Here is a 23871-nt window from a genome sequence, read left to right as displayed (position 1 = left end):
CCTCCATGCAAACACCATTTACCAACCACCGGGTTAATGACCTTTCAGAACCGATTTTAGGATCTGTTTCTCACCTGGTTGACTCTATGGAAGAGAGCACTGATCATCCAGCTTCGGAACCACTACGCCACCAACCAATGCTGTTTCACGGTGACTATATCGGCAGCATGGAAATGGCTGCGGATCGTGATACCGTTGCTCGTTACCTCGATGATCATCAGTCATGGTTTTTACGATGTGCACATCCAATGACGGCAACGCCGCTGGAAAATAATGGCTACGACTTGACGATTGGGCATTTTGGCGCACTTGGCTACGACGTTGAACCAAAAGTTGGTTTGCACCTGCTACCACAGGATCATGGCGTCTACCGAATTGAAACTATTGAAATTCCTGGGTATGTATCCCCTGGATATGAGGTGGATTTCAAGGCGGCACTTGAGCTTAACGAAACACCGAGTGCTCCCGGCCCAGTATTGACGCAGGTCGACTGGACTCTGGAGTTAAAGGTCTGGGTGAGTTTTCCTCGCTTCATTCAGGCTTTGCCCTGCCGCATCATTCAGAAAACCGGCGACCATTTGCTGAGTCAGATTGTTCGACAAGTCTCCAAACGGTTGACCCACAAGGTGCAAGCAGACTTTCACGAAACGCTGAATTTGCCTTTCCCAGAAAGCTACCGCAAACGCAACCATCACTTTTTCGATCGGTTTTCTCGGAGTCATGAGCATCACGATCACTCGTAACAATGCAGTAGCTGATTAACCGCACTTTGATAGTCACTCTTTGTCCACTAGTTCGGCACTGGCTCAGGCTGTTTGCTTGTTTCGATCTAGTCACATGATCGACTTTCAGGAGCTTGATCGGTTGCGGGAGGGCCTTACCTGCTTGGTCGCATTGGTCATTGTCCGTCATGAGCGAGTCATTTAGTTTCGCGACTGGCATGGGTACTCTGAATGCAACCTACTTAGAGAAATAGTGAGAGATAGCTCCGGCGGATCATTGCTGGCTATCGTGCTTGGCGAAACAACATTCGAGGTATTCCAGCATGGCTGCTGCTCGTTCCCGAAAAACTAATAAAGCCAAAATGTTGGTCGTAGACGATGAGCCGGACAATTTAGACCTGCTGTATCGAACTTTTCGCCGCGATTTTAACGTTTTGCGCGCCGAAAGTGGACATCAAGCACTTGAGGTGTTGGCCGAACAGGGTGAGGTGGCCGTCATTATTTCTGACCAGCGGATGCCAGAAATGAAAGGGACGGAATTTTTGAGCAAAACCGTGCCAGAATTTCCAGACACGGTACGCATTATTTTGACCGGGTTTACCGACGTGGAAGACCTGGTGGATGCGATTAACGCCGGGCAAGTATATCGCTACATCACTAAACCCTGGAATCCCGACGAACTCAAGCTTGTGGTTGACCAGGCCGCGAATACCTACGAATTGCTGAAGCAGCGCGGCGAGGCAATTGATCTACTGCAAAACCAACATTGGCTAGTCATGGAAATGGCCAATATTGCTCAGTCTCAGGATACTGTAGCGGCAGCTTTGCCAGCGATCGCGGCAGCCCTGCAAAAAGTCACGGCGGCAGATGGAGTTGCCGTTCACCTGGTGGATGCAGATGCCTTAGGAAATGACATGGGAACTGCCGGGGCGATTGCGGCGGCTCTGCTCAAGCAAGCTCCATTGATCACAGAGGCAATTACCTCACAGCAGTTGAAATATATTATCAACACCGCCAAAGCCCCGAACCCCAGCACTAAAGAATTGTATGAGGTGCATCAGGTGGGCTCCCATGGTACCGTGCCAGTGATGTTTCGCGGGGCTGTGGTGGCAGTGATTTCCCTACAGTGGCAACAGCCCCATGAATTCACTAAAACCCTGCAAGATTTCCTGGGCATGGCGTCTCGTCAGGTGGCGTTGACATTGGCTTGTTTGTAAACTGACCCAGGCGAATCCGGTGGTCAACCGCAATGCTGAGGCAATGCCTCAGCATTGCGAGCACTGGTAAACCTCAATGAACAGTATCTCAAGCAATCCCTGGCTCCGCGATCGCGATATGGTCTGTAGAGATGTTCATGTGCGATCGTCTTCCTTGAGATGCCCATATCTGTGACTAACTCTGCGCCCTCTGCCCAAGATATTCAACAACTGTTCGACCGGATCGCCCCAGTTTACGACGACTTTAATCAACAGTTGAGTGGAGGATTGCACCGTGTCTGGAAACAAATGGCCGTTGATTGGAGTGGGGCAGCATCTGGGCAAACTGGCTTGGATGTGTGTTGCGGTAGTGGAGATCTGGCGCTGCTGTTGGCTCGGCGAGTCGGGCCAAGCGGCGAGGTATATGGAGTCGATTTTTCCCCCGCGCAACTTGCGATCGCACGCCAAAAACCTGCCCAGCCATCTCGCCTGGCTCCCCTGCACTGGATCGAGGGCGACGCCCTCACCCTCCCCTTTGAAGATGAACAGTTCGACGCCGCCACCATGGCGTACGGCTTACGCAATCTCACTAACCTGACTCAAGGTCTCAAAGAGTTAAGACGTGTCCTGCGGCCAGGGGCCAAAGCCGCGATTCTCGACTTTTTACAACCGCAGTCTGCCTGGCTGCAGCAATTTCAAAGATGGTATCTCGATACGATAGTCGTGCCCACGGCGAAAAACTTCGGCATGACGGATGAATATGCCTACATCGGCCCCAGTGTCGAGCGGTTTCCCTTGGGGCCAGAGCAGCAACAACTGGCCCTGGAAGCTGGTTTCGCTTCTGCAGTTCACTACCCCATTGCGGGCGGCTTGATGGGGATATTAGTGCTGACACGGTGACGCTTCGCTGTGGGCAAGTAGTTAACGTCTTAGCCACGAGAGCTATCTCCATCGCACCCTGCCGACGTCTGCCGTAGACAACCTGACATTAAGACTTTGCAAGACTGCTGGCATAACCGTGAAGCTAGTTTGTTATGATGACTCGGCACGTTGCTGCTGATACAATCGCCCCTCACGTCTGCGATGGATTGGTCTAATATTTGGTTATTACTAGCGCCGCCCTGCGTCGGTGGCGTGATTGGTTATTTTACAAATGACCTCGCCATCAAGATGCTGTTTCGGCCCTATCGGCCCTATTACCTGTTCAAGCGACGGCTGCCCTTGACGCCAGGCTTGATCCCCAGTAATCAGGAGCGACTCGCTCGCCGCGTGGCCGACACCATCATGGGCTCCCTCCTGACGCCAGAAGAGATGGAAAATCTGGCTCGGCGACTGCTGCAAACAGAGCGGACGAAACAAGCCATTCGCTGGCTGCTAGAGCTCAGCCTCGATCAAGTTCAGTCTCGTAACCAAGTGCGCACGGCAGAGATTGTGGGCCAGGTTTTGCAAGATGTCTTTGGCACTTCCCTGCCTCGCCTATTGCGCGTCTGGGCGCGCCGCGAAGACTTTCTCCGGGCTCAAATCGATCAAATCTTTGACCAAGTTTTGTTGGACTTCCAGCTCACTCCAGACCAAGCGCAACAACTCTCAAACTGGTTGCTGATTTCGGTTTTGCCGCCCGATCGCCTACGCCGAATGCTGATCGATTTTTTGACCGATCGCAATATCCACACAATCGACGAGATTTTCCGTTCGCGCACTAGCGGCACCTATTGGGTGGTTGCCAATCTCTTTGGCGTTCGCAACTCTTTGATCCGCCTGCGCACCTTTTGCCTAGATGAGCGCGACCTCACCAATGATCGCATTGCTGAACTCGTCGAAGCCCTCAACGTGAATCCGCGGCTCCAAGAAATCTTTCAGCAAATGACGCTACAGCAACTGCCGGTCTCGACAGTTCGAGAACTGCGGAAAACTATTCGTGAAGCGGTGCGGGGATATATTCGAACCTTAGGGCCGGATCTATTAAAAGGGCTGAGCAGTACTATCAATTGGGAAATGCTAGCAACTCAATTGCTCAACCGTTTGCAAAATTCTCAAGTGATTACCGATTCCCTCGATCCGGTGAGTGAAGAGTTGGCCCTCATTTTGGAGCGTTATTTAGAGCGGGATCTCGAAAATTTAGTCGCTCAGGTGATTCCTATTTTAAATATTGATCAAGTCATTATTGAGCGCGTTTCGTCCACCAATCCTCGCGATTTAGAGATGGCCGTACAGGGCATCGTGCGGAATGAATTGCAGGCAATTGTGAATCTTGGGGGGATTTTAGGTTTTCTCATCGGCGGTTTACAGGCGGCTTTCTACTATTTGCAATAATCCGCCATACAGGCATGATTTGATCAAGTTCCCTATGGTCATTAGTTATGCAAGTGTTATTAGTTCACGGTCTCAGTCGCACGCCAGCGTCTCTGATGCCACTAGCTTGGCGTTTACAAACAAGCGGTTGGCAGACCGATGCGTTCAGCTATGCAGCTATTTTCGAAACCTTCGACCAGATTGTCGAGCGTTTACGGCAACAGCTACATGAACTGAGTCAGCAGGGGGCTTACAGCGTAGTGGCGCATTCTTTGGGCGGACTGCTGTTGCGAGCCGCTTTGGGCAACGAGTCTGCGCCACCGCCAGCCCATATTGTGATGCTGGGTCCGCCGAATCAGCGTCCACGTTTAGCGCCGATGGCCTGGCATCTGCCACCATTTCAATGGGTTACTGGGCAATGTGGCTGGAATCTGACTCGCCTTGATTTTTTTCAGCAATTGCCATTATTGCGATCGCCTTATACCATTATCGCTGGTGTGGGCGGGCCAACGGGACTGCTGAGTCCATTTGGTGCGGAAGCCAACGACGGGATTGTCGCCATTAGCGAAACCCGCATGAGCGATCGCGATCTCCCCCTCCAATTTCCTGTCGGGCACACCTTTATGATGAATGATACCGCTGTCCAATCGGCGATCGTTGCAGCTATTCAGAGTGCAGTGTAAGCTAGTCTCCCCTGGCAGGGTTTCAGGGTGCCCTTGGGGTTAGTTGGTATAGCAAACTTCAAAAGACAAAGTTCAAAGTTCAAGATTGAGTCTCTTGCTACACAAGGCCTCTGGCGTCTCAAGAGGCCCGAACCTATCAGCGGCTTGCCATAACTGAGCGGGAAGAGCGATCGACCCGACTGGGGCCATTAAACCGATTTCGCTACCAGCTTTGCTTTGACTTCAGCCAGGGTCTCGTTAATGATTTGCGTCCATTCCTCCACTGGGAGTTTCATTGGCTGAGGCAACTTCAAACACTTAAAGGCAACGGCATCTGTAAATCGCATCGCAATTTTGTCGGCTGCTTTGGGGGGTAAATTGCTGCCGTTGGGAGGGTAGCAGTCAACATCTTGCCAATGCAGTACTTCGGACGTATAAAAGCCATCTTTGTTGAGAAAATGACTCGATTTCAACAACTGCAAGCGATGAGTCGCCACCGATAGGCCTCGCTGACGCTGACTTTCCTGTAACTTGCGCTCATCCATGGCCGAGGGAGTGGTATTTTTCGGTAGCGGCCCCAAAAAATCAGTGTAGATGTGCAAATCCATCGGCGTTGATGTTGCCACCATATGAGCCGAATTCATCTTTTGTCGCTTGGGACTCAACATCCAAGTGCGGATGGCCCGAGGCGTATCTCGCCCTTCCAGCAGGTGAATGATCCCAAACTCTCCCGGAATAGATTTTGTTGATTGAAACTGATTTTTAGCCCCCTGATCATGGTCGGTTTCTGACCAGAGTTTGCGACGGATATAGCCAAGACTGTCTTCGATGATGCGATCAAATAGCATAAGTAGACCACCTATTACGAGACGTTTGAGGCGCGTAGCTAGAGCGCGTCACCCTATATGCCACTCTTAAGTACGGCCTAAGGACATTCAGAAAGCAAGAGGCACTAACAACCGTGGCCCTCACCATTCGTTTTGGAACTAATCGCCGGGAGAGGTGGAGTCGTGCTCTTGGTACAGGATCAGCCATGCAGGCTATTGATCAACCAACCTGACACGCTGCCAGTCGCGATCGCCTTCAACTTAGTTTTCCCAACTCAGCAAGGGGCTGTGCATCAAGTAACAATCAACTAACAAGAATCGCCTCCTGGTCAGCACAGGAATTATTCTGTGCGCTGCTCGCCTGAGATCAATTAGCTTGGCGTATGTTATCGGTTGGCTCTGGTGGCATCAAATTGGGTGTGGGTCAGTTGCGCCGTGCACTCCGTTATCTGCCAATTCAGCCTTATAAAAAAAGGATGCTCTAGGCAGTGACGCCAGCTAGGATAAAAACAGTCTTACCGAGGGGATACGATGTCTGAGCCGACAAACTGGTACGTCGTGAAGGGGAGGTCGGAAACCTGTCAGATTCTAACCGAATCAGAATTAAGCATGACCTCCCACGCTGAAAAGTGGGGGCCATATGCGACGGAAGGGGAAGCGATCGCTAAACGAGTGGGCCTGATTCGAGCAGGTAAGTGCCAGCCGATGTAATGAGTACAGCTAGGCTGGCAACGACTCGTAATGCGTGAGGCCAAATTTGCTTGGCGTAACTTACTGCGGCTCAATCGCAGTATTTTGATTCGCTCTGACAGTTTGCAACAGGAGTTCTTCAGCCTGACGATATTGCGGATCTTCCAGCGTCCCAATGCGATCGCGATTATCGGAGAGCTCTTCCTGCTCGTCTTCCGATAGCTCGACCAGAATATCTGGCTCAATCCCTTGCTGGTTGATGTCTCGTCCGCTCGGGGTTAAATACTTGGCAATGGTGATGGCCACGCCTGACCCGTCTGGCAAGCTGCGGACCGACTGTACTAACCCCTTACCAAAGGTTTGGGTACCCACAAGCTGCGCTCGCCCATTATCTTGCAATGCGCCTGATAAAATCTCGCTAGCACTGGCAGAGCCGCCATCGACTAGCACAACCAAGGGTCGGTCGGTCAGCGCGCGGTTATTCGCCAGTTCTTCATCCGCCACACCTTGGCGATTAACGGTCGAAACAATGCCACCATCGTCAATCCACATGCGAGCAATCTCGATGCTGGAATAGAGCAGCCCCCCCGGATTAGATCGCAAATCGAGGACGTAGCCGACAACGTTTTGCGATTCTAAATCTTCAATAGCCTCCTTCATTTCACTAGCTGCATTGCTGCTGAACTGGGTCAAGCGAATGTAGCCAACTGGCCCTTCAGGGGCATCATTTACGGAGTAGCGCACAGGATGAATTTCGATCCGAGCCCGTGTCAGATTAAAGTCGAGCTGTTTCGCATCACGGCGTACCGTCAGGGTTACATCTGACCCCACTGGCCCACGAATCAAACTCACCGCATCGTTTAACTCCATGCCTGCGGTCGATTGACCGTCAATCTCGATAATGACATCCTGAGAACGGAGGCCAGCTTCAAAAGCAGGGGTGTCTTCGATCGGCGCAACAACGACGATTTCGTCCGTTTCTTCTTCTTGAGTAATTTGAATACCGACCCCGGTCAGTTCTCCAGAGGTATCGATCTGCATATTACGGAACTCTTCGGGATCCATGAAGCGGGTGTAGGGATCCTCCAGCAGTTCCAACATCTCGCGCACGGCATCATAAGCCGCTTCTGGGGAACTATACTCGCGACTCAGATAGTCGGTACGTACTGCCTCCCAGTCGGTTTGATTGAAGGTCGCATCGACATAGGTATTGTCAATTAACTGCCAAACTTCATCAATAACTTCTTTGGGACTTTCTTCAAAGAATGCCTTGCTTTGGGACAAGTGCAACCCTGCCCCAGTAACAATGACGCCGGCAGCAGCTACAGCTGTTGCGCCTAAAACCAATCCTCGCTTTGCGATCGCCATATATCTCAATTTCCGTTGGCAATTATGCTCAATCTAACACAAGCAATACTGAGTGTTGAGGGCAACTTCCCTCACCCAGACAAAGCCATGATAACGAGCCTAGCTGAGAGATTTCTGAGTGAGTGTGCCAGAAAGATAACCCACTAACTGGCAGGGATGGCTAAGTACTAACAATATCGATAAGAATCGACAAAAATTCGGACTTCCCAGTGCTAGGGATCGACCCAGCGGCCATCTGCCTTGATGAGATTGATCAGTTCAGCGACACCCTGATCTTCAGGAACTTTTTTGATTTCCTCGCGACCTCGGTAGAGCGAGATGTAGCCAGGGGTTTTGCCCACATATCCATAGTCAGCATCGGCCATTTCGCCAGGGCCGTTGACAATACAGCCCATGACCGCAATGTCCAGGCCCGTCAGGTGCTTGGTGGCCTCGCGAACTTCGTGCAACACATCTTCGAGGTTGAACAAGGTGCGCCCACAGGAAGGGCAAGCAACATATTCCACCATGGTTTTGCGCAGGCCCAAGGCTTGTAAAATGCTGTAGCAAACGGGAATCTCTTTTTCCGGTGCTTCGGTGAGGGAAACGCGAATGGTATCGCCAATGCCTTCAGCCAACAGGGTACCAATGCCGGCGGTGGACTTAATGCGACCGTACTCACCATCGCCTGCTTCGGTGACGCCCAAATGCAGCGGATAGTCCATGCCCAGTTCGTTCATGCGCTTGACCATGAGCCGATAGGCCGCCAGCATAACAGGAACCCGGGAGGCTTTGAGGGAAATTACCAAATTGTGAAAATCTAGAGATTCGCAAATATGGATAAATTCGAGAGCAGACTCCACCATGCCTTCGGGGGTGTCGCCATAGGTAAAGAGCATTCGCTCAGCAAGGGAGCCGTGATTGACCCCAATACGCATGGCTTTGCCCTGATCGCGCAGGGAGACGACAAGCGGTTCCAAGGTTTCGCGAATCTTTTCGCCAATCTCCTTAAATTCAGCCGGGGAATATTCGGTACGCCCGGATTGGGGCTTTTCGAAGACGTAGAGGCCGGGGTTAATACGCACTTTGTCAACGTGCTTGGCCACTTCTAGCGCGATTTTCATGCCGTTGTGATGCACGTCGGCGACTAGGGGCACCAGTTGGTAAGTTGTCTCCAACTTCTCGCGAATGGTGGCAAGGGCTTTGGCGTGGGCCATGCTGGGCACAGTAACCCGCACAATCTCACAGCCAATTTCATGCAGCCGCCGAATACCGCTAACGGATCCTTCAATATCCAGGGTATCTTCGTTGATCATGGACTGGACGACGACCGGAGCTCCGCCGCCAATCGTGATGTTGCCGACAGGAACGGGACGGGTTTGGCGGCGATGAATCGTGGTGTCGAAGGCGGTATCGACAGGTGTGGAAGCGGGAGAGGAAGGAAGGGTTTGCATGGCCCTGAGCTGAATAAAGATTTGTGAGTTTATCTGTTTTCAGAGTGCCATAGAACGGGGTGATTCGGCGTAGAGGATAGGAGTTATGGGCTGGATTGCTGGCAGCAGAGCGATCGCCCCACCCACCCATATGTTCCTCGGGAAGACGGTCTGGGTGATGCTCCCCAGGCGGGGCGATATGTCTCAAGACCGACGTCTCAGAACCTTTTCAGAGGGTGCGCGATCGCGCCTTCCACCCATAATGCTTTTGCCAATCAGGCCAGCAGACCGTATTGTGCCGTCTCATCGCCAGCGTCCTAATTTCCTTCAATCATTGGCATAGAAAAGCTGTCTTCAGGGGGGTATCAAACAGCCTGGTTGCCATAGAAAACTTGTATAAGCCCGTATCGAAGACGGCTGTCGCTGGGTGTAGCGTTGATCAGGCCATTGGGTTTGGCTGCAAAGTTTTATCGCGGTCTGGGAAGCGCTCGGCTAAATGATGTCTTTGGCGGGATTCCTGACGAGATATTTTGGCCATATCTCAATCATTGGCTGTATATCCCATTCAGAAAACGCACCATAGCATTGCCAGAGCCCCGGCCTCTTCAAGAAACCAGGGCTCTGGTAGTTCAGCCGCAGGCATCGTCGCCCCCTTTGCCAGGCTCACCAACGAGTGGGGCAATACCTGCGAGCACCAGTCCCCATCGGGACTTAGGGCACGATCAATACGGGGCAAGGCGAAAGGTTGATGACACGATTAGTCACGCTCTCTTGCTTGACTTCCTCAATCAGACCAACGCCGCGACAGCCCATGACAATCAGATCGGCCTCAATCTCGTCGGCGACATCACAAATCACAAACGCTGGTTGCCCTGATCGCTCCATCGTTTTGCTTTGCACACCTTGCTGCTCAAAGAGAGCCTGCGCCTGGTTCAGGAGCGCCGCCACTGCTTCCGCTGAGGCCTGCTCTGGATGCTCAGGGGTATCGCCCGTTTCAACAACGGAGAGCAACACGAGTTGACTCTGATGCTCTTTGACCAAATCAATCGCCAGATGCGCCGCTTGCTGAGCTTCTGGGCTCATATCAATAGGAAACAAAATCGTCTTGAACATAGCTCCTCAGACGAATACACAGACTCCGGTAGAATGAGTCTCGGACATGGTTGTAGCGCTGACAACAAAATTGTGTCGCACGTTAGTGCTGTCAGGTGCCTTTCCAACTCTTAGATTAATTCAAGGGTGGGGGCTAATCGGCAATAGCCATGCAGAAACGTAATAATCGCAACTTGGGAGGTTCAAACCTGTGGCAAAGAAGACCGTAGCAACGCTCACCGCTGCTGATGTGTCCGGCAAGCGAGTCCTCGTCCGGGCCGACTTTAACGTGCCCCTCAACGACGCTGGCGAAATTACCGACGATACTCGCATCCGCGCGGCGCTACCGACCATCCAAGACCTCACGGGCAAAGGGGCAAAAGTTGTGCTCACCAGCCATTTTGGTCGTCCTAAGGGCAAAGTAGTCGATTCCATGCGACTGACCCCGGTAGCGAAGCGCCTCTCCGAGCTGCTGGGCCAAGAAGTTGTGAAGTGTGATGACTGTGTCGGGCCAGATGTCGCCGCCGCCGTCAACGGTCTGCAAGATGGCCAAGTTGCCCTGTTGGAAAACGTCCGCTTTCACGCGGGTGAAGAAAGCAATGACCCGGAATTTGCGAAGCAGTTGGCGGCCAACGCCGATATGTATGTGAACGATGCCTTTGGTACCGCTCACCGCGCTCATGCTTCAACCGAAGGCGTTACCAAGTACCTCAGTCCTTCCGTCGGTGGCTACTTGATTGAGAAGGAGCTGGAGTATTTGCAAGCGGCGATCGAAAATCCCCAGCGTCCCCTGGCGGCAATCATCGGCGGTTCCAAGGTGTCCAGCAAGATTGGCGTGATCGAGACGCTGTTGGACAAAGTGGACAAGCTGCTGATCGGTGGTGGCATGATTTTCACGTTCTACAAGGCGCGCGGGCTGAGCGTCGGGAAGTCTCTGGTAGAAGAGGACAAGCTAGAGCTGGCCAAGTCTCTGGAAATCAAAGCCAAGGAAAAAGGCGTTGAGCTGTTGTTGCCAACTGATGTGGTGGTTGCCGACAACTTTGCCCCCGATGCGAATGCGCAAACCGTCAGCGTGGAAGCGATTCCTGATGGCTGGATGGGGTTGGATATTGGCCCTGATGCGGTCAAGGTCTTCCAAGACGCGCTGAAGCAGTGCAAGTCGGTGATTTGGAATGGGCCAATGGGCGTCTTTGAATTCGACAAGTTTGCAGCGGGTACGGAAGCGATCGCCCATACCCTGGCGGAACTCACACCGACTGGCGTGACCACCATCATCGGCGGTGGTGACTCCGTCGCAGCGGTTGAAAAGGTTGGAGTGGCTGAGCAAATGAGTCACATCTCGACTGGCGGCGGGGCCAGCTTGGAGCTCTTGGAAGGCAAAACGCTTCCGGGTATTGCCGCCCTTGACGAGGCATAACGACTGACCTGGATTTGAGGGAAGCTCTCAATTCAGACTCAAAATTTAGATGCCAGCTGTGAGGTGCGCCCATGTCGCACCTCTTTTTTGTGGCCTGACTGGGGGGCTGACCGCTTCAACATCAGCCGGGGCAGGATTCTTGGTATATTCAGGCGGTTAATATCGCCAGGGCGATCGCCGATCAAGGAGCCAGTATGACGCAATTCTCTCCATCCGAAGTCATTGAAAAGATTCATGCTGGTCAATCGCTGATGAAAGCTGAGTTAAGTGGCATTGAGCTGAACCACGCCAACTTAGATGGGGGAGATTTCACCTCGGCATATCTGCGGCGGATGCAGGCTCAAAAGAGTTCCCTGCGCCAAACCAACTTCTCCAACGCTACCCTGACGTTGGCGGATCTGTCGGGCAGTTGTGGGGTCGGCTGTCAATTCACGGGTGCGATTTTGATCCAGGCGCGATTGGCCGATGGCGATTTTCAGCAGGTGCAGGCGCTGGGGGCCAAGCTGTACGGGGCGGTGTGCGATCGCGCCAACTTTTCCCATGCCGATTTGCAACGGGCCGATCTGCGCGATATCCAGGGAACTGCCGCCCAATTTCAGCACGCTAACCTCACCCAAACCCAGTGCGATCGCGCCGATTTGAGCCAAGCCCAGTTCACTGCGGCCCAACTGGGCAAGGCCAGCTTCCAGCAAAGTGTTTTAGTGGGAACCTGCTTTGAGACCGCCGATTTGAACCATGGGGACTTTAAATCAGCGACGTTGAAAGCCGCCAATCTCGCCAAGGTGAACGCCACGAGCAGCAGCTTTCAGGCCGCTGACCTGACCGAGGCAAACTTGGAAGCGAGTGACCTGAAATGGGCGGATTTTTGGAATGCGGGATTGGTCAATGCCAATTTGCAAAAGGCCGCTTTGTTTGAAACAAATTTAGAATTTGCCAACCTTAGCGGGGCGGACTTCAGGGGTGCTGACCTCCGCAGTGCCAATTTGGAACATGCCCAACTCGATGGCGCGATTTTCGATCAGGCTCAGGTGCAGGGGGCGCTGTTTACCGATGCCACCGGGCTCACCCCCGACCAGCAGCAATGGCTGCGGCACCACGGGGCCTTGAATGTTGAAGTGCTGTAGGCACTTGAGGCTGGTCGCAGTTCGCTGACCGCTGGGCTGAGGACACCTCAAACGTCCGTCTCCGGGGGGTATCACCGGGGCCTTCACATGACCGTTTTGGGGCACTCAGGGTTCTCTCAAATAGAAGAGTCGATATGCTGAAAGGGTTCTCAAACTGGGTGTGAAACATGCAGGTGACACCGCCGATTGTCAAAGATTTGGTGTTTATCGGGGGCGGGCATACCCACGCGATCGTGCTGCGGAAGTTTGGCATGCATCCCATTCCGGGTGTGCGCCTAACACTGATTACCAACCTGGTCGATACGCCCTATTCCGGCATGTTGCCCTGCCACATTTCCGGCCTGTACGACTTTGACGAATCGCATATCGACCTGCGACCCCTCAGTCGCTTTGCTAACTGCCAACTGATGATGGATCGGGCGGTGGCGATCGATGTGGCCAATCAGCAGGTCATCTGCGCCCATCATCCTCCCATCGCGTTTGACGTACTCTCGATCGACACGGGCAGCACTCCGGCAACGGTGCAGGTCCCCGGGGCCAAAGCATACGCGATTCCAGCCAAACCCGTGCCCGAGTTGCTCACAGCCTGGGAGTCTTGTCTGGATGAGGTGCGGCACGCGACTCCTGGCCCCATTTCGCTGGCGGTGGTGGGGGGTGGCGTCGGCGGCGTCGAGCTGACGTTGAATATGCAGATGCGGCTCTGGCAATTGCTGGACGAGGTGGGGCGATCGCGCGACGACCTCACCATTCATCTCTTTCACCGGGGGGATGAAATCGCCAATGGACGCAATCGCAGCACCCGCCAGCGACTGCACCGCCGCTTTGTGGAACGGGGTGTGCAACTGCATTTGCCGGAGTCGGTTTGTGAGATTACCGCCGTCGGCCCTGACCAACGGCAGGTGCGCTGCGAATCGGGGTTGACGGTGACGTGCGATCGCGTTTTCTGGGTGACCAATGCCGCTGCCCCCGGTTGGATTCAGGGATCCGGTTTAGCCACCGATGACGACGGTTTTCTCTTAGTAAAAGACACGCTGCAAAGCTGTTCCCATCCCCATGTCTTCGCAGCGGGGGATGTGGCGACCATGAAGCATCACCCGCGCCCTAAGGCCGGCGTGTTTGCCGTGCGCCAGGGGCCGCCGCTGTTCAACAATTTGCAAGCCTTCCTCAAAGGGGAAGCGCTGAAACCGTTCACCCCACAAAAGCAGTATCTCAACATTATTGATACGGGGGATGGCAGCGCGTTCGCCTCTCGGGGGCCATTCACGTTTGAATCGCGATGGATGCGAGCGTGGAAGGATCGCATTGATCGCAAGTTCATGAGCCTGTTCAGCGATTTTCCTGAAATGGGGGCCGAGTCGTCCAGTCCGGGGCAGCGCGCGATCGCCGATACGACTGCACCAACGATGTATTGCGCCGGGTGCGGCTCGAAGGTGGGCAGTGATGTCTTGCAGCGGGCGTTGGCACGGTTGCCGATCCCCCCATCCCCGCTTGAAAAGGGGGGTAATGAAGGTGCCGCAGACCATGTGCTGGTGGGGTTGACATCGCCCGATGATGCGGCGGTGGTGCGGGTGCCCCCCGGCCAGCTGATGGTGCATACCGTCGATTTTTTCAATGCCCTGGTGAATGATCCGTTTGTGTTTGGCCAGATCGTGGTGAAGCACTGCCTGAATGATTTGTATGCGATGGGGGCGGAACCGCAGACGGTGCTGGCGATCGCCACCCTCCCCCACGCCACGCCCGACAAACAAACCGAAACTTTGTTTCACTTACTGTCTGGCGTGCAAAAAGCTCTGATGGCGACCCCAGCGTCCCTGGTCGGTGGCCACACCACCGAAGGCGAGGAACTGGCGCTGGGCTTGGCCTGCAATGGTCTGGTCGAAGAAACCGCCATTCTTCACAAAGGGGGAATGCAGCCGGGAGATACCTTGATTTTGACGCAGCCGCTGGGCACAGGCACGCTGTTTGCCGCCGACATGCAGAAAAAAGCGAAGGGCCGCTGGATCGAGACCGCGATCGCCCACATGATTCAGCCCAGTGCATCCGCCATGCAGTGTTTTCGCGACCATGACGTCACCGCCTGCACCGACGTGACTGGATTCGGCCTGCTGGGGCATCTGCTCGAAATGGTGGAAGCTGCTGCGGTCGCGGTGACGCTGGACTTAACCGACCTGCCCCTACTGGAAGGGGCGATGGCCACCCTGCAACAGGGCATCGTCAGTTCCCTCCAGCCGCAAAATCTGCAAGCAGCGAGAGCCCTGCAAAATGCAGCGACCTATGCCCAGCGCCCCGGCTATCCCATCCTGTTTGATCCGCAAACGGCGGGGGGCTTACTGGCAACGGTGCCGAGTGATCGCGCCGCCGACTGTGTCGCGGCCCTGCGCGATCGCGGCTACCCGGCGGCCACCTGCATTGGCACCGTGCAGCCATTTCGCGAGGCCGAAGCGCCCATTACAATTGACGCATGGTGAAGCATCTCGAAATTTCAGATTTTTTGACAGCGGTTGGCCCGATCCTGGACGTTCGCAGTCCCGGTGAGTACGAACAGGGGCACATGCCTGGAGCCGTCAGCTTTCCCCTCTTTAGCAATGATGAACGGGCGCAAGTGGGGACGTGCTACAAACAGCAGGGACGGGATGCGGCGGTGGAACTCGGCTTTGACCTGGTGGGGCCAAAGTTGGGGGCGATCGTGCGCCAGGCGAAAGCGATCGCCCCCAACCAAATTCTCCGCGTCCACTGCTGGCGGGGCGGGATGCGCAGCGGCAGCGTCGCCTGGTGCCTGGAAACCGCCGGACTGCAAGTGGTCACGTTAGCGGGCGGCTACAAAGCCTTTCGGCACTGGGCGCGGCAGGTGTTCAGCACGCCCCGGCAAATTATTGTGCTGGGGGGCATGACGGGGACAGGTAAAACCCAAATTCTGCACGCCCTCGCCGAGCTGGGAGAGCAAATCCTTGATCTGGAAGGACTCGCCAACCATCGCGGCAGCAGCTATGGCAGCTTAGACATGCCGCCCCAACCCAGCACCGAACAGTTTGAGAACATGATCAGCGATCGCCTCGCCCACCTCGATCCCATTCGCCCCGTGTGGATTGAGGCCGAAAGCAAGCGCGTCGGCACCTGCCGCGTCCCCCCGGAGCTATTCGAACAAATGGAAGCCGCCCCCACCCTGGAAGTGGTGCGCCCCCTCGAAGAACGCTTAGGCATTTTGGTGGAAATCTACGGCCAAACGGATCGGCAGGGGCTGATCGAGGCGACTCAACGCATTCGCAAACGCCTGGGGGGACAACGCACCCAAGCCGCAGTGGAATGTCTGCATCGCGGCGAACTGCGAGAAGTCTGCAAAATTGTGCTCGACTACTACGATCGCACCTACCGCTACGATTTGGAACGCCGCAACCAGGTGATTCCCCAATTAGATATTGCCAATCATGACCCCATCGCCGCCGCCCAACTGCTGATCGACAAAGCGCCATTTTTGCTGTCGGCCAGCTAGTCGCGATAATCAGCGCTTTCCCCAGTCCACAGCGTCGCTTACGCTAGGGCGAGGTGGTTAACGGTAGCTGGCAGCGTCCATGTTCCTCAAAACCTTAGAGCTGAGGCATTTTCGCAATTACGAAACCCAGCGGGTCGAATTCACGGCCCCGAAGACCATTCTGCTCGGCGAAAATGCCCAGGGCAAATCAAACCTGCTGGAATCGGTCGAATTGCTCGCCACGTTAAAGTCTCATCGGACGAGTCGCGATCGCGACCTGATTCAAGATGGCTTTGCCGCCGCCCACATCAGCGCCGAAGTCAGTCGCGAGGTGAGCGATGCCGACCTCGCCATCACCCTGCGCGAAAAAGGCCGCCGCACCGTTAGCCGCAGTGGCGAAAAGCTGCGTCGCCAACTGGACTTTCTCGGCGCACTCAACGCCGTGCAGTTTTCCAGCCTGGATCTGGACTTGGTGCGCGGCGGGCCGGGCGTGCGCCGCACCTGGCTCGACACCCTGCTCACCCAGCTAGAGCCCGTTTACGCCTACATTCTGGGCCAGTATCAACAAGCGTTGAAACAGCGCAATGCCCTGCTCAAACAAGACGATCGCCCACCCGATACGGCGCAACTGGCCCTGTGGGATGCCCAACTGGCCGCCCTCGGCACCCGCGTGATTCGACGACGATCGCGGGGCCTGGCTCGCCTCGTGCCCATTGCCCAATCTTGGCACAGCGCCATCAGTGGCAAAACGGAAGACTTGGTGCTGCAATATGCCTCTAACGTGCCGTTAACAGAAGATGATCCCCAGGTCATTCAAGCCGCTTTTTTAGAGAAAATCCAGCAGCGGGCGATCGCCGAACAGCACCAGCACACCAGCCTCGTCGGCCCCCACCGCGACGACATCGACTTCACCATCAACGCCACTCCGGCCCGTCAATATGGCTCCCAAGGCCAACAGCGCACCCTCGTCTTGGCGCTCAAGCTGGCCGAACTCGAACTCATCGAAACTGTCGTCGGCGAACCCCCATTACTCCTGCTGGATGATGTGCTCGCCGAACTCGATTTGAAGCGGCAAAATCAGTTATTAGAGGCGATCGGCGATCGCTTCCAAACCCTCATCACCACTACCCACCTGGGTGCCTTTGATGCCGACTGGTTAACCCGCTCCCAAATCTGTACCGTCCAAGCTGGACACATCATGACTACACCTTGAGCACCACTTCTACAGCCCTTTCTCTGAGCAAGATCAAAGGCTTAAAGTCCGGCCAAAGGCTCTAAAATCAAGAGCCTAAGACTTTGCAATTACAGTCAACGACTGCACCACTACCTAGCGAATCAGCCGGACACATCTCATGTATCATTTCAAACCTCAAAAAAGCTGCAGAACATAAGCGCCCGTCCGTTCAAAAGGCCGCAAACCTTAAACAATGACGATACTCCAATGGGATTCTTCCAACTTCTGGGTTCGGAAATCCCTGAAGTACGACTGTATAAACCGACATCACTCTATTTCCGCTTGTGCTGAAAACAAAAGAGTGGTCAGTTCGATGATTGTAACTTGGACTCTCTTCAAGATTTCTTGATTAGACTAGATTCAACAGTAGTTCCTTTGAAAATTTTCCGTGTAGGTTTGAGATGACGATTGACCCTTATAAGATGTTGCTTATAGACGACGATCCCAACGACATTGAACTGGTCCAACTGGCGATTCAGGACTTCACCTTCATTCAAACTTTAGATGTTTTGACCGATGGTGCTCAAGCGCTTGAATACTTGATTGGCGATCAAAATCGATTGCCGGTTTCCCCATTGCCTCAGTTTGTGCTGATGGACTTAAAGCTGCCAAAACTAACAGGGATTGAAGTTTTACAGGCAATTCGTCAAGATCGCCGGACACGAACTTTACCGGTTGTTATCATGACGTCATCGTCGGAAGATTGTGATCTCAGGGACTGTTACGATCTAGGCGTCAATAGTTATGTCGTCAAGCCGTTGGATTTTCATCAATTTCAGGAATTCGTGAAACTGGTCGGAAGCTATTGGATGACGATCAATTCCCCTTTTAGCGTTTTGACATCGTAACGGGAATCATAGGGGCAACTTAGGGAATCTCCGTGTTCATGGCCAATCGTTTTCTCTCTATCCAGGGAGTAACTACTGATCTTTCTGACAGCAATCAGTTGATTGCCGCACCCTCTTCCCTGCGCTTACTGGTTGTCGAAGATGTCCAAGCAGATGTTGAACTCATCGATTTAGCCCTGAGTTCTGCGGGCATTGACTGCGCTATTCAAGTCGCGGATTCTTTACAGAAATGTGAATCACTGCTGCAAAGCGGTGAGTTCGATGCTGTTTTGGCCGACTACCGACTGCCGGGAGTACGCGCCCCTGATGTCTTTCGAGTGGTGCAGGCACAGCAACCGTTTTTGCCGTTCATTTTGGTAACTGGCAGCTTAGGTGAAGAAGCGGCAGTTGAATGCATCAAAACGGGTATGACCGATTACGTGTTGAAAGATCGGCTCTACCGTTTACCAACGGTGTTAGGCAGAGCTTTGGCTGAGGCCCAACTCAAGCAACAGCAGCGCCGAGCTTTGACGCAAATTGAGCAGCAGGCTTGGCGAGAATCCATCCTCAACAAGATTTTTCAGGCCATTCGCGAAACGCTGATTTCGGAAGAGGTACTGCAAACGACGGTTGAGCAGTTACAAGCGGCATTGGGCGTCGATCGCTGCATTGTGGCGCAACCGACCCACGATGAACATCAGGTAGTGGTCGAGTATGTCAGTCTTTCGTCGGCTGAGCTGGACAGTTTTAAAGGGCGGGCTTGCCAGCTATGTCGGCATTTTGAGCCCCAACTGAAGGCGGGTCAGCAGATGAGCCTCACTCTCGAAGATGCAGCACTGTCGCCGATCGAGGCCGACTTTTTGCAAGAATATGGCCTGCAATCGGCCCTGCTGACGCCGCTCAATTACCAACAAGAATATTTAGGGGTGCTAACTCTCCATCAGATTGACACACCTCGGCAGTGGAGTGTGGTGGAGCGATCGCTGATCAAAGCAGTGGCGGAGCAATGTGCGATCGCCATTTATCAGATTAAGCTTTACACCCAGGCTCAGAAAGAATTAGAGCAACGCCGCCGGATTGAAGACCAACTGCGTCACGATGCCTTTCACGATGGCTTAACGGGGTTGCCCAACCGCGCCTTATTTCTCGACCGGCTCAACCATGCCCGCCAAATCGCCCATCGTGACCAGGATGAAACCACTCCACAGAAACTGGGCGATTTTGCGGTGTTGTTTTTAGACCTGGATGATTTTCGAATTATCAATGACAGTCTAGGACACGATGCTGGAGACTTTTTGCTCCAGGTGGTCGCGGCCCGCCTCGATCAGTGCGTGCGGGTAGGCGACACGCTGGCGCGCACCAGCGGTGATGAGTTTGCGATTTTGCTCGAAGATATCGACAGCATTGATGATGTGCTCGTCGTCGTGAAAAGCATTCAAGCCATCTTGCAACAACCCATCACCCTAGAATCGCAAGAAATTTTCATCAGTTCATGTGTTGGCATCGTCATTGATGCCCCTAACTATGATGATGCTTCGCAATTACTCCGTGATGCCGATACGGCGATGTACCAAGCAAAGGACAAAGGTCGCAACAGTTATCAGATTTTTAACTGGACGATGCATGCGGAGGTCAAGCAGCGGCTACAACTAGAAAATGATCTCCGCCGCGCTTTGAGTAAGGATGAGTTTGTCCTGTTTTATCAGCCGATTTTTCGGTTGTCGCGTCAACACAATCATCAGTTATGCGGCTTTGAAGCCCTGATTCGCTGGCATGACCCAGAACAGGGAATGCGATCGCCCGACAGCTTTATCCCGATTGCCGAACAAACCGGGCTAATTTTACCAATCGGGGAATGGGTAATTTGGCAAGCCTGCCGCCAATGGCAGCAATGGGTGCAGCGCTGGTCGCAGTTGCCACAACGGGGCCACATCAGCGTCAATCTTTCCCCCATGCAGTTTGTGCAACCAGATTTACCGGGACAAATTGACCGCATCGTGAGCCATACAGGCATTGACTGTCGACAGTTAAGAATCGAAATCACCGAAAGCGCCCTCATGCAAAACGAAACGGCGGCTCTGGAAACCTTAAAACAGCTCAAGGCAAAAAATATTCAAGTCGCCATGGATGATTTTGGGACGGGCTATTCTTCTCTGAGTTATTTGCTCCGCTTTCCCAAAGACGTGCTCAAAATTGATAAGTCGTTTGTGTCGACCTTAGAACAGAGTTCTGACAGTCAGGCCATTGTCAAAACTATTTTGGCTCTCGGGAAAAATATGGAACTTGATATCGTCGCCGAGGGTATCGAAACGGCTGAACAGGTGCAGTTTTTACTCGCGCAAGGCTGCACCTTGGGCCAAGGCTACTGGTTTTCTCGACCGCTGACCGCCGCCCAAGCCGAGCAGATGTTAGAGCAGCATCTTGCGAAGGGTTAGAGCGATCGCGAGGCTTGTCGGGTTGGCCCGCCTGACGTCAGCCAGCATCTTCACTCAGCAAGAACACGCGATGGGTAGGCGCATCTTGCGGGTAGCTGAGACCTCGTCAAGTCTTTCGCTGACCCTTTATCCTTAAGTAAAGATAAAATACCGAGACCCATGATAGATATTGCTGCGCCCCCTGCCACCCTGCAAATTGCTGTAATTGGGGATGTGCATGATCAATGGGATGAGCAAGATATCGCGGCCTTACAAAGTCTCCAGGTAGATTTAGTCTTGTTTGTGGGAGATTTTGGCAACGAAGCGGTAGGCGTCGTGCGCTCGATCGCGTCCTTGCCATTACCCAAAGCCGCAATTTTTGGTAATCACGATGCTTGGTATACAGCGACCCCTTGGGGCCGCCGTAAATGCCCGTACGATCGCCAAACCGAAGATTGGGTACAACAGCAAATTGAGCTGCTGGGGCCAGCGGATGTGAGCTATGGCAAACGCGATTTTCCCGACTTAGGGGTGACGGTGATTGGGGGGCGGCCCTTTAGCTGGGGCGGTTCCGAGTGGAAATATGAGGCGTTTTATCGCGATCGCTACGGCGTCCACAGCTTTGACGAATCCTTGGCGCGCATGAAGCAGGCCATTGATGCCGCCGCGTTTGACACCTTAATTTTTGTCGGTCACTGCGGACCAACGGGGCTGGGTGATGCGCCAGAATCCCCCTGTGGGCGAGATTGGCAGCCGATCGGTGGTGATTTTGGCGATCCCGACTTTGCCGCCGCGATCGCCTATGCGCAGCACATCGGCAAGTCTGTGCCTCTGGTGACCTTTGGGCATATGCATCACCATCTGCGTCACCGCCAAGATCGGCAGCGGCAGCGAGTCAGCTGCGACTCTGCCACCACCTTGTATCTCAATGCCGCCTGCGTGCCCCGCATCGTGCAAACGGCCACCGCCTGCGAGCGTAATTTTTCCCTCGTCACCTTGACCGACCGCCAGGCGCAGCGATCGACGCTGGTCTGGGTAGATCAGACTCACACCATCACTTCATCGGAAGATTTACTGGCCGACCTAGCAGCTCCAAAACCATTACAGCCCCTGCGCTAATCCAAAGCGCCCTGTCCATCCAGGCTATGGCGACCGCAAGAGAGGGGCTAAATCGAGGTAAGTTTCCACTTCATCCGCCAAGCCATCCAGCATCATTTCCCGCTGTTCGCGGAAATTGGCGACCCCAGTCGGTAACGAACTCAGCCCCCGTTGTTGGCGCAAACAGTTGAGCCAAGCCCGCCGCCAGGGGCCATTATCAAACAGCCCGTGGAGGTAGGTGCCCCACAGTGCTTGCCGCGTATCGACAATGCCCAGCGATTTGTCTTCAAATAAGAAGTCAAATTTGAGGCTACTGGTCGCTTCTTCTGAGGCGACCAGTTGGGTGCGGCCTTGGTGTAGCTCATAGCCCGCAATGGGCAAGCCCAATTGCGGATATTGCGAACTCGTCTCGCGCTGGCGAGCAATCTTGCGCGTCGTGATCACCGTGCGAATGGGCACGAGTTGCAAGCCTTTGTAACGACCATCTTGCCCCTCGATACCTTCAGGATCGGCCAGATATTCCCCCATCATTTGGAAGCCGCCGCAAATGCCTAAAACAGTGCCGCCCGCGTGCATATAATTTTGAATCGCTTCAGCGAGTCCCGATCGCTGCAAGACCAGCATGTCAGCGATCGTGGTTTTGGTGCCAGGCAAAACCACCGCATCAGGGTAGCCTAAATCTTCACCGGGGCTCACGTATCGCACCCGCACCGATTCTTCCGACTCCAGCGGGTCAAAATCGGTGAAGTTAGCAATGTGCGGCAGTTTAATTACCGCGATCGTGATGGAAGCATTCGTTTTGTTAGCCGTTCGATCCAGCAGCGAGAGGGAATCTTCCGCCGGAAACGCTTGATTGAGCATCGGCAACACGCCAATTACCGGAATCCCCGTGCGCTCTTGCAACCAATCGATCCCCGGTTGCAAGATGTCTTGCTGCCCGCGAAATTTGTTGATAATGATGCCTTTGACCAATTGCCGCTCATCGGGATCTAGGAGGTCTAAAGTCCCCACTATGTGGGCAAATACGCCGCCTCGCTCAATGTCGGCCACCAGCACCGTGGGCGCGTTGAGGTACTTAGCGACTCGCATATTGGTCAGGTCACGATGCTTGAGGTTGATTTCGGCTGGACTGCCAGCCCCCTCACACACCAAAAAATCAAATTCTTGCCCCAGGCGACTCAAACTCTCTTGTATGGCCTGCCAACCCGTGTCAAAGAATTTCTCGTAGTAATCTTTGGCGGTGATGTGGCCCACAGCGCGCCCCCGCAATACGACCTGCGAAGTCATGTCTCCCTGGGGCTTGAGCAAAATGGGGTTCATCTCTGCCTGGGGGGCGACCTTCGCCGCCCAAGCTTGCACTGCTTGCGCGTAGCCAATTTCGGCTCCGCCGTTGGTGACATAAGCATTGAGGGCCATATTTTGCCCTTTGAATGGGGCTACCCGCCAGCCGCGACGACTTAACATGCGGCAAAGAGCGGTCGCTACTAGGGATTTGCCTGCGTGGGATGTGGTGCCCACTACCATAATCGCCTGCATGGTTGCCTCCAAAAAAAATCCCGCTGAGCGGTGGATGAGGGTCTGTCGCCAGACTGATCGCCAAGGCCCACAAAATCGTGGTTAACCTGCAGCTAGTCACTTTGGTAAGAATACCCAAGGCGAGAGCTAATGCGCCAAGCGATCGCCGGAAACTTCCGTACAAGCGCTGTGGGCATAGACGCCTGATCAAGCATTTTTGTTGGTCGCCCAAAGATCCAATGCCACCAATCCCGCTGCTGCAGTTTTATGTCACCCGTCAAGGCAATGCTACGGGAAGTGTGTGATGTGGATCTATATATTATTTGACGGCAAGCCAGGAGACCGCCACCCAGAGGTGACAGTGACCATCCGCATCCGGTTCAGGACGAAGTCCATGCCAGGGCGGTAGAGCCCTCTGGTCAATCAGCCCACCCAATGGCGTCCCATCGCGAAAACCTAATGTCGTCAGGGGTTGGAGCATCGCCCGGGATTCGGCAACTGCCTTATCTGCT

General features: G+C 54.1%; 19 protein-coding genes. 14 read left to right on the top strand and 5 right to left on the bottom strand.

All coding sequences use genetic code 11. The features are described from left to right. Positions 1–5: 5 nt before the first annotated feature. The 5 genes from JUK32_RS14095 to JUK32_RS14075 all read left to right on the top strand — a co-directional run bounded on the left by JUK32_RS14095 (position 6) and on the right by JUK32_RS14075 (position 4893). Complete coding sequence (locus JUK32_RS14095) at positions 6–743, top strand: DUF1997 domain-containing protein (protein ID WP_239112660.1); 738 nt, start codon at positions 6–8, stop codon at positions 741–743. 302 nt (positions 744–1045) lie between these two features. Beyond that, the gene (locus JUK32_RS14090) at positions 1046–1939 is read left to right on the top strand and encodes a response regulator (RefSeq protein WP_204139498.1); all 894 of its coding nucleotides are present in this window, start codon (positions 1046–1048) and stop codon (positions 1937–1939) included. A 159-nt stretch (positions 1940–2098) separates the two neighbouring features. Continuing rightward, the gene (gene ubiE, locus JUK32_RS14085) at positions 2099–2818 is read left to right on the top strand and encodes a bifunctional demethylmenaquinone methyltransferase/2-methoxy-6-polyprenyl-1,4-benzoquinol methylase UbiE (protein WP_204139497.1); all 720 of its coding nucleotides are present in this window, start codon (positions 2099–2101) and stop codon (positions 2816–2818) included. A gap of 183 nt (positions 2819–3001) precedes the next feature. Then, on the top strand, positions 3002–4231 hold the full coding sequence (locus JUK32_RS14080; protein ID WP_204139496.1) for a DUF445 domain-containing protein: 1230 nt from the start codon (positions 3002–3004) through the stop codon (positions 4229–4231). A 47-nt stretch (positions 4232–4278) separates the two neighbouring features. Further along, positions 4279–4893: a triacylglycerol lipase gene (locus tag JUK32_RS14075; RefSeq protein WP_204139495.1), complete on the top strand. Its 615-nt coding sequence runs from the start codon at positions 4279–4281 to the stop codon at positions 4891–4893. A 188-nt stretch (positions 4894–5081) separates the two neighbouring features. Here JUK32_RS14075 and JUK32_RS14070 read toward each other — a convergent pair whose 3' ends face one another. After that, a complete protein-coding gene (locus tag JUK32_RS14070) occupies positions 5082–5720 on the bottom strand; it encodes a hypothetical protein (protein ID WP_204139494.1) in 639 nt (212 codons plus the stop codon). Positions 5721–6230: 510 nt separating this feature from the next. Here JUK32_RS14070 and JUK32_RS14065 point away from each other — a divergent pair. Further along, on the top strand, positions 6231–6410 hold the full coding sequence (locus JUK32_RS14065; RefSeq protein ID WP_204139493.1) for a hypothetical protein: 180 nt from the start codon (positions 6231–6233) through the stop codon (positions 6408–6410). 60 nt (positions 6411–6470) lie between these two features. Here JUK32_RS14065 and ctpC read toward each other — a convergent pair whose 3' ends face one another. The 3 genes from ctpC to JUK32_RS14050 all read right to left on the bottom strand — a co-directional run bounded on the left by ctpC (position 6471) and on the right by JUK32_RS14050 (position 10282). Continuing rightward, positions 6471–7757, bottom strand: coding sequence for a carboxyl-terminal processing protease CtpC (gene ctpC / locus JUK32_RS14060; protein WP_204139492.1), 1287 nt, complete (start codon positions 7755–7757; stop codon positions 6471–6473). A gap of 212 nt (positions 7758–7969) precedes the next feature. Then, positions 7970–9190, bottom strand: a complete 1221-nt coding sequence (gene ispG, locus JUK32_RS14055) for a (E)-4-hydroxy-3-methylbut-2-enyl-diphosphate synthase (protein WP_204139491.1) — start codon at positions 9188–9190, stop codon at positions 7970–7972. Between the two features lie 690 nt (positions 9191–9880). Further along, entirely contained in the window at positions 9881–10282 is a 402-nt protein-coding gene (locus tag JUK32_RS14050; RefSeq protein ID WP_204139490.1) for a universal stress protein, read from the bottom strand. A gap of 190 nt (positions 10283–10472) precedes the next feature. Here JUK32_RS14050 and JUK32_RS14045 point away from each other — a divergent pair, with 190 nt between their 5' ends. From JUK32_RS14045 to JUK32_RS14010, 8 genes are all read left to right on the top strand, one after another. After that, positions 10473–11678, top strand: a complete 1206-nt coding sequence (locus tag JUK32_RS14045) for a phosphoglycerate kinase (RefSeq protein ID WP_204139489.1) — start codon at positions 10473–10475, stop codon at positions 11676–11678. A gap of 194 nt (positions 11679–11872) precedes the next feature. Further along, positions 11873–12802, top strand: a complete 930-nt coding sequence (locus JUK32_RS14040; protein WP_204139488.1) for a pentapeptide repeat-containing protein — start codon at positions 11873–11875, stop codon at positions 12800–12802. A gap of 167 nt (positions 12803–12969) precedes the next feature. After that, on the top strand, positions 12970–15270 hold the full coding sequence (gene selD, locus JUK32_RS14035) for a selenide, water dikinase SelD (RefSeq protein ID WP_204139487.1): 2301 nt from the start codon (positions 12970–12972) through the stop codon (positions 15268–15270). Continuing rightward, positions 15264–16292 (top strand): tRNA 2-selenouridine(34) synthase MnmH, encoded by a 1029-nt coding sequence (gene mnmH, locus JUK32_RS14030; RefSeq protein WP_204139486.1) that lies wholly within the window; start codon positions 15264–15266, stop codon positions 16290–16292. Before selD ends, mnmH begins: the two co-directional genes overlap by 7 nt. Before the next feature lie 79 nt (positions 16293–16371). After that, positions 16372–17484 carry a DNA replication/repair protein RecF gene (gene recF / locus JUK32_RS14025; protein WP_204139485.1) on the top strand — a complete coding sequence of 371 codons (1113 nt, stop codon included), beginning with the start codon at positions 16372–16374 and terminating at the stop codon, positions 17482–17484. Positions 17485–17906: 422 nt separating this feature from the next. Beyond that, entirely contained in the window at positions 17907–18353 is a 447-nt protein-coding gene (locus JUK32_RS14020; protein WP_204139484.1) for a response regulator, read from the top strand. A 38-nt stretch (positions 18354–18391) separates the two neighbouring features. Then, positions 18392–20767 (top strand): EAL domain-containing protein, encoded by a 2376-nt coding sequence (locus JUK32_RS14015; protein ID WP_204139483.1) that lies wholly within the window; start codon positions 18392–18394, stop codon positions 20765–20767. Positions 20768–20926: 159 nt separating this feature from the next. Beyond that, positions 20927–21865: a TIGR04168 family protein gene (locus tag JUK32_RS14010; RefSeq protein ID WP_204139482.1), complete on the top strand. Its 939-nt coding sequence runs from the start codon at positions 20927–20929 to the stop codon at positions 21863–21865. Positions 21866–21889: 24 nt separating this feature from the next. On the opposite strand, the gene cobQ is transcribed toward JUK32_RS14010, so the two are convergent. After that, positions 21890–23380 (bottom strand): cobyric acid synthase CobQ, encoded by a 1491-nt coding sequence (gene cobQ / locus JUK32_RS14005; RefSeq protein ID WP_204139481.1) that lies wholly within the window; start codon positions 23378–23380, stop codon positions 21890–21892. Positions 23381–23871 lie beyond the last annotated feature (491 nt).

This window comes from Halomicronema sp. CCY15110 (genome assembly GCF_016888165.1).
Lineage (GTDB): Bacteria > Cyanobacteriota > Cyanobacteriia > Phormidesmidales > Phormidesmidaceae > Halomicronema.
Note: the sequence above shows the minus strand (reverse complement) of the source record. Positions and strands in the feature narration are given on the sequence as shown.

What these genes read in the sequence shown, in the direction of transcription:
- recF (WP_204139485.1), top strand. Translation starts at nt 16,372, where the DNA reads ATGTTCCTCAAAACCTTAGAGCTGAGGCATTTTCGCAATTACGAAACC.
- JUK32_RS14090 (WP_204139498.1), top strand. Translation starts at nt 1,046, where the DNA reads ATGGCTGCTGCTCGTTCCCGAAAAACTAATAAAGCCAAAATGTTGGTC.
- JUK32_RS14010 (WP_204139482.1), top strand. Translation starts at nt 20,927, where the DNA reads ATGATAGATATTGCTGCGCCCCCTGCCACCCTGCAAATTGCTGTAATT.
- ctpC (WP_204139492.1), bottom strand. Translation starts at nt 7,757, where the DNA reads ATGGCGATCGCAAAGCGAGGATTGGTTTTAGGCGCAACAGCTGTAGCT.
- selD (WP_204139487.1), top strand. Translation starts at nt 12,970, where the DNA reads ATGCAGGTGACACCGCCGATTGTCAAAGATTTGGTGTTTATCGGGGGC.
- JUK32_RS14070 (WP_204139494.1), bottom strand. Translation starts at nt 5,720, where the DNA reads ATGCTATTTGATCGCATCATCGAAGACAGTCTTGGCTATATCCGTCGC.
- cobQ (WP_204139481.1), bottom strand. Translation starts at nt 23,380, where the DNA reads ATGCAGGCGATTATGGTAGTGGGCACCACATCCCACGCAGGCAAATCC.
- ubiE (WP_204139497.1), top strand. Translation starts at nt 2,099, where the DNA reads ATGCCCATATCTGTGACTAACTCTGCGCCCTCTGCCCAAGATATTCAA.
- ispG (WP_204139491.1), bottom strand. Translation starts at nt 9,190, where the DNA reads ATGCAAACCCTTCCTTCCTCTCCCGCTTCCACACCTGTCGATACCGCC.
- JUK32_RS14050 (WP_204139490.1), bottom strand. Translation starts at nt 10,282, where the DNA reads ATGTTCAAGACGATTTTGTTTCCTATTGATATGAGCCCAGAAGCTCAG.
- JUK32_RS14040 (WP_204139488.1), top strand. Translation starts at nt 11,873, where the DNA reads ATGACGCAATTCTCTCCATCCGAAGTCATTGAAAAGATTCATGCTGGT.
- JUK32_RS14095 (WP_239112660.1), top strand. Translation starts at nt 6, where the DNA reads ATGCAAACACCATTTACCAACCACCGGGTTAATGACCTTTCAGAACCG.
- JUK32_RS14020 (WP_204139484.1), top strand. Translation starts at nt 17,907, where the DNA reads ATGACGATTGACCCTTATAAGATGTTGCTTATAGACGACGATCCCAAC.
- mnmH (WP_204139486.1), top strand. Translation starts at nt 15,264, where the DNA reads ATGGTGAAGCATCTCGAAATTTCAGATTTTTTGACAGCGGTTGGCCCG.
- JUK32_RS14065 (WP_204139493.1), top strand. Translation starts at nt 6,231, where the DNA reads ATGTCTGAGCCGACAAACTGGTACGTCGTGAAGGGGAGGTCGGAAACC.
- JUK32_RS14080 (WP_204139496.1), top strand. Translation starts at nt 3,002, where the DNA reads ATGGATTGGTCTAATATTTGGTTATTACTAGCGCCGCCCTGCGTCGGT.
- JUK32_RS14075 (WP_204139495.1), top strand. Translation starts at nt 4,279, where the DNA reads ATGCAAGTGTTATTAGTTCACGGTCTCAGTCGCACGCCAGCGTCTCTG.
- JUK32_RS14015 (WP_204139483.1), top strand. Translation starts at nt 18,392, where the DNA reads ATGGCCAATCGTTTTCTCTCTATCCAGGGAGTAACTACTGATCTTTCT.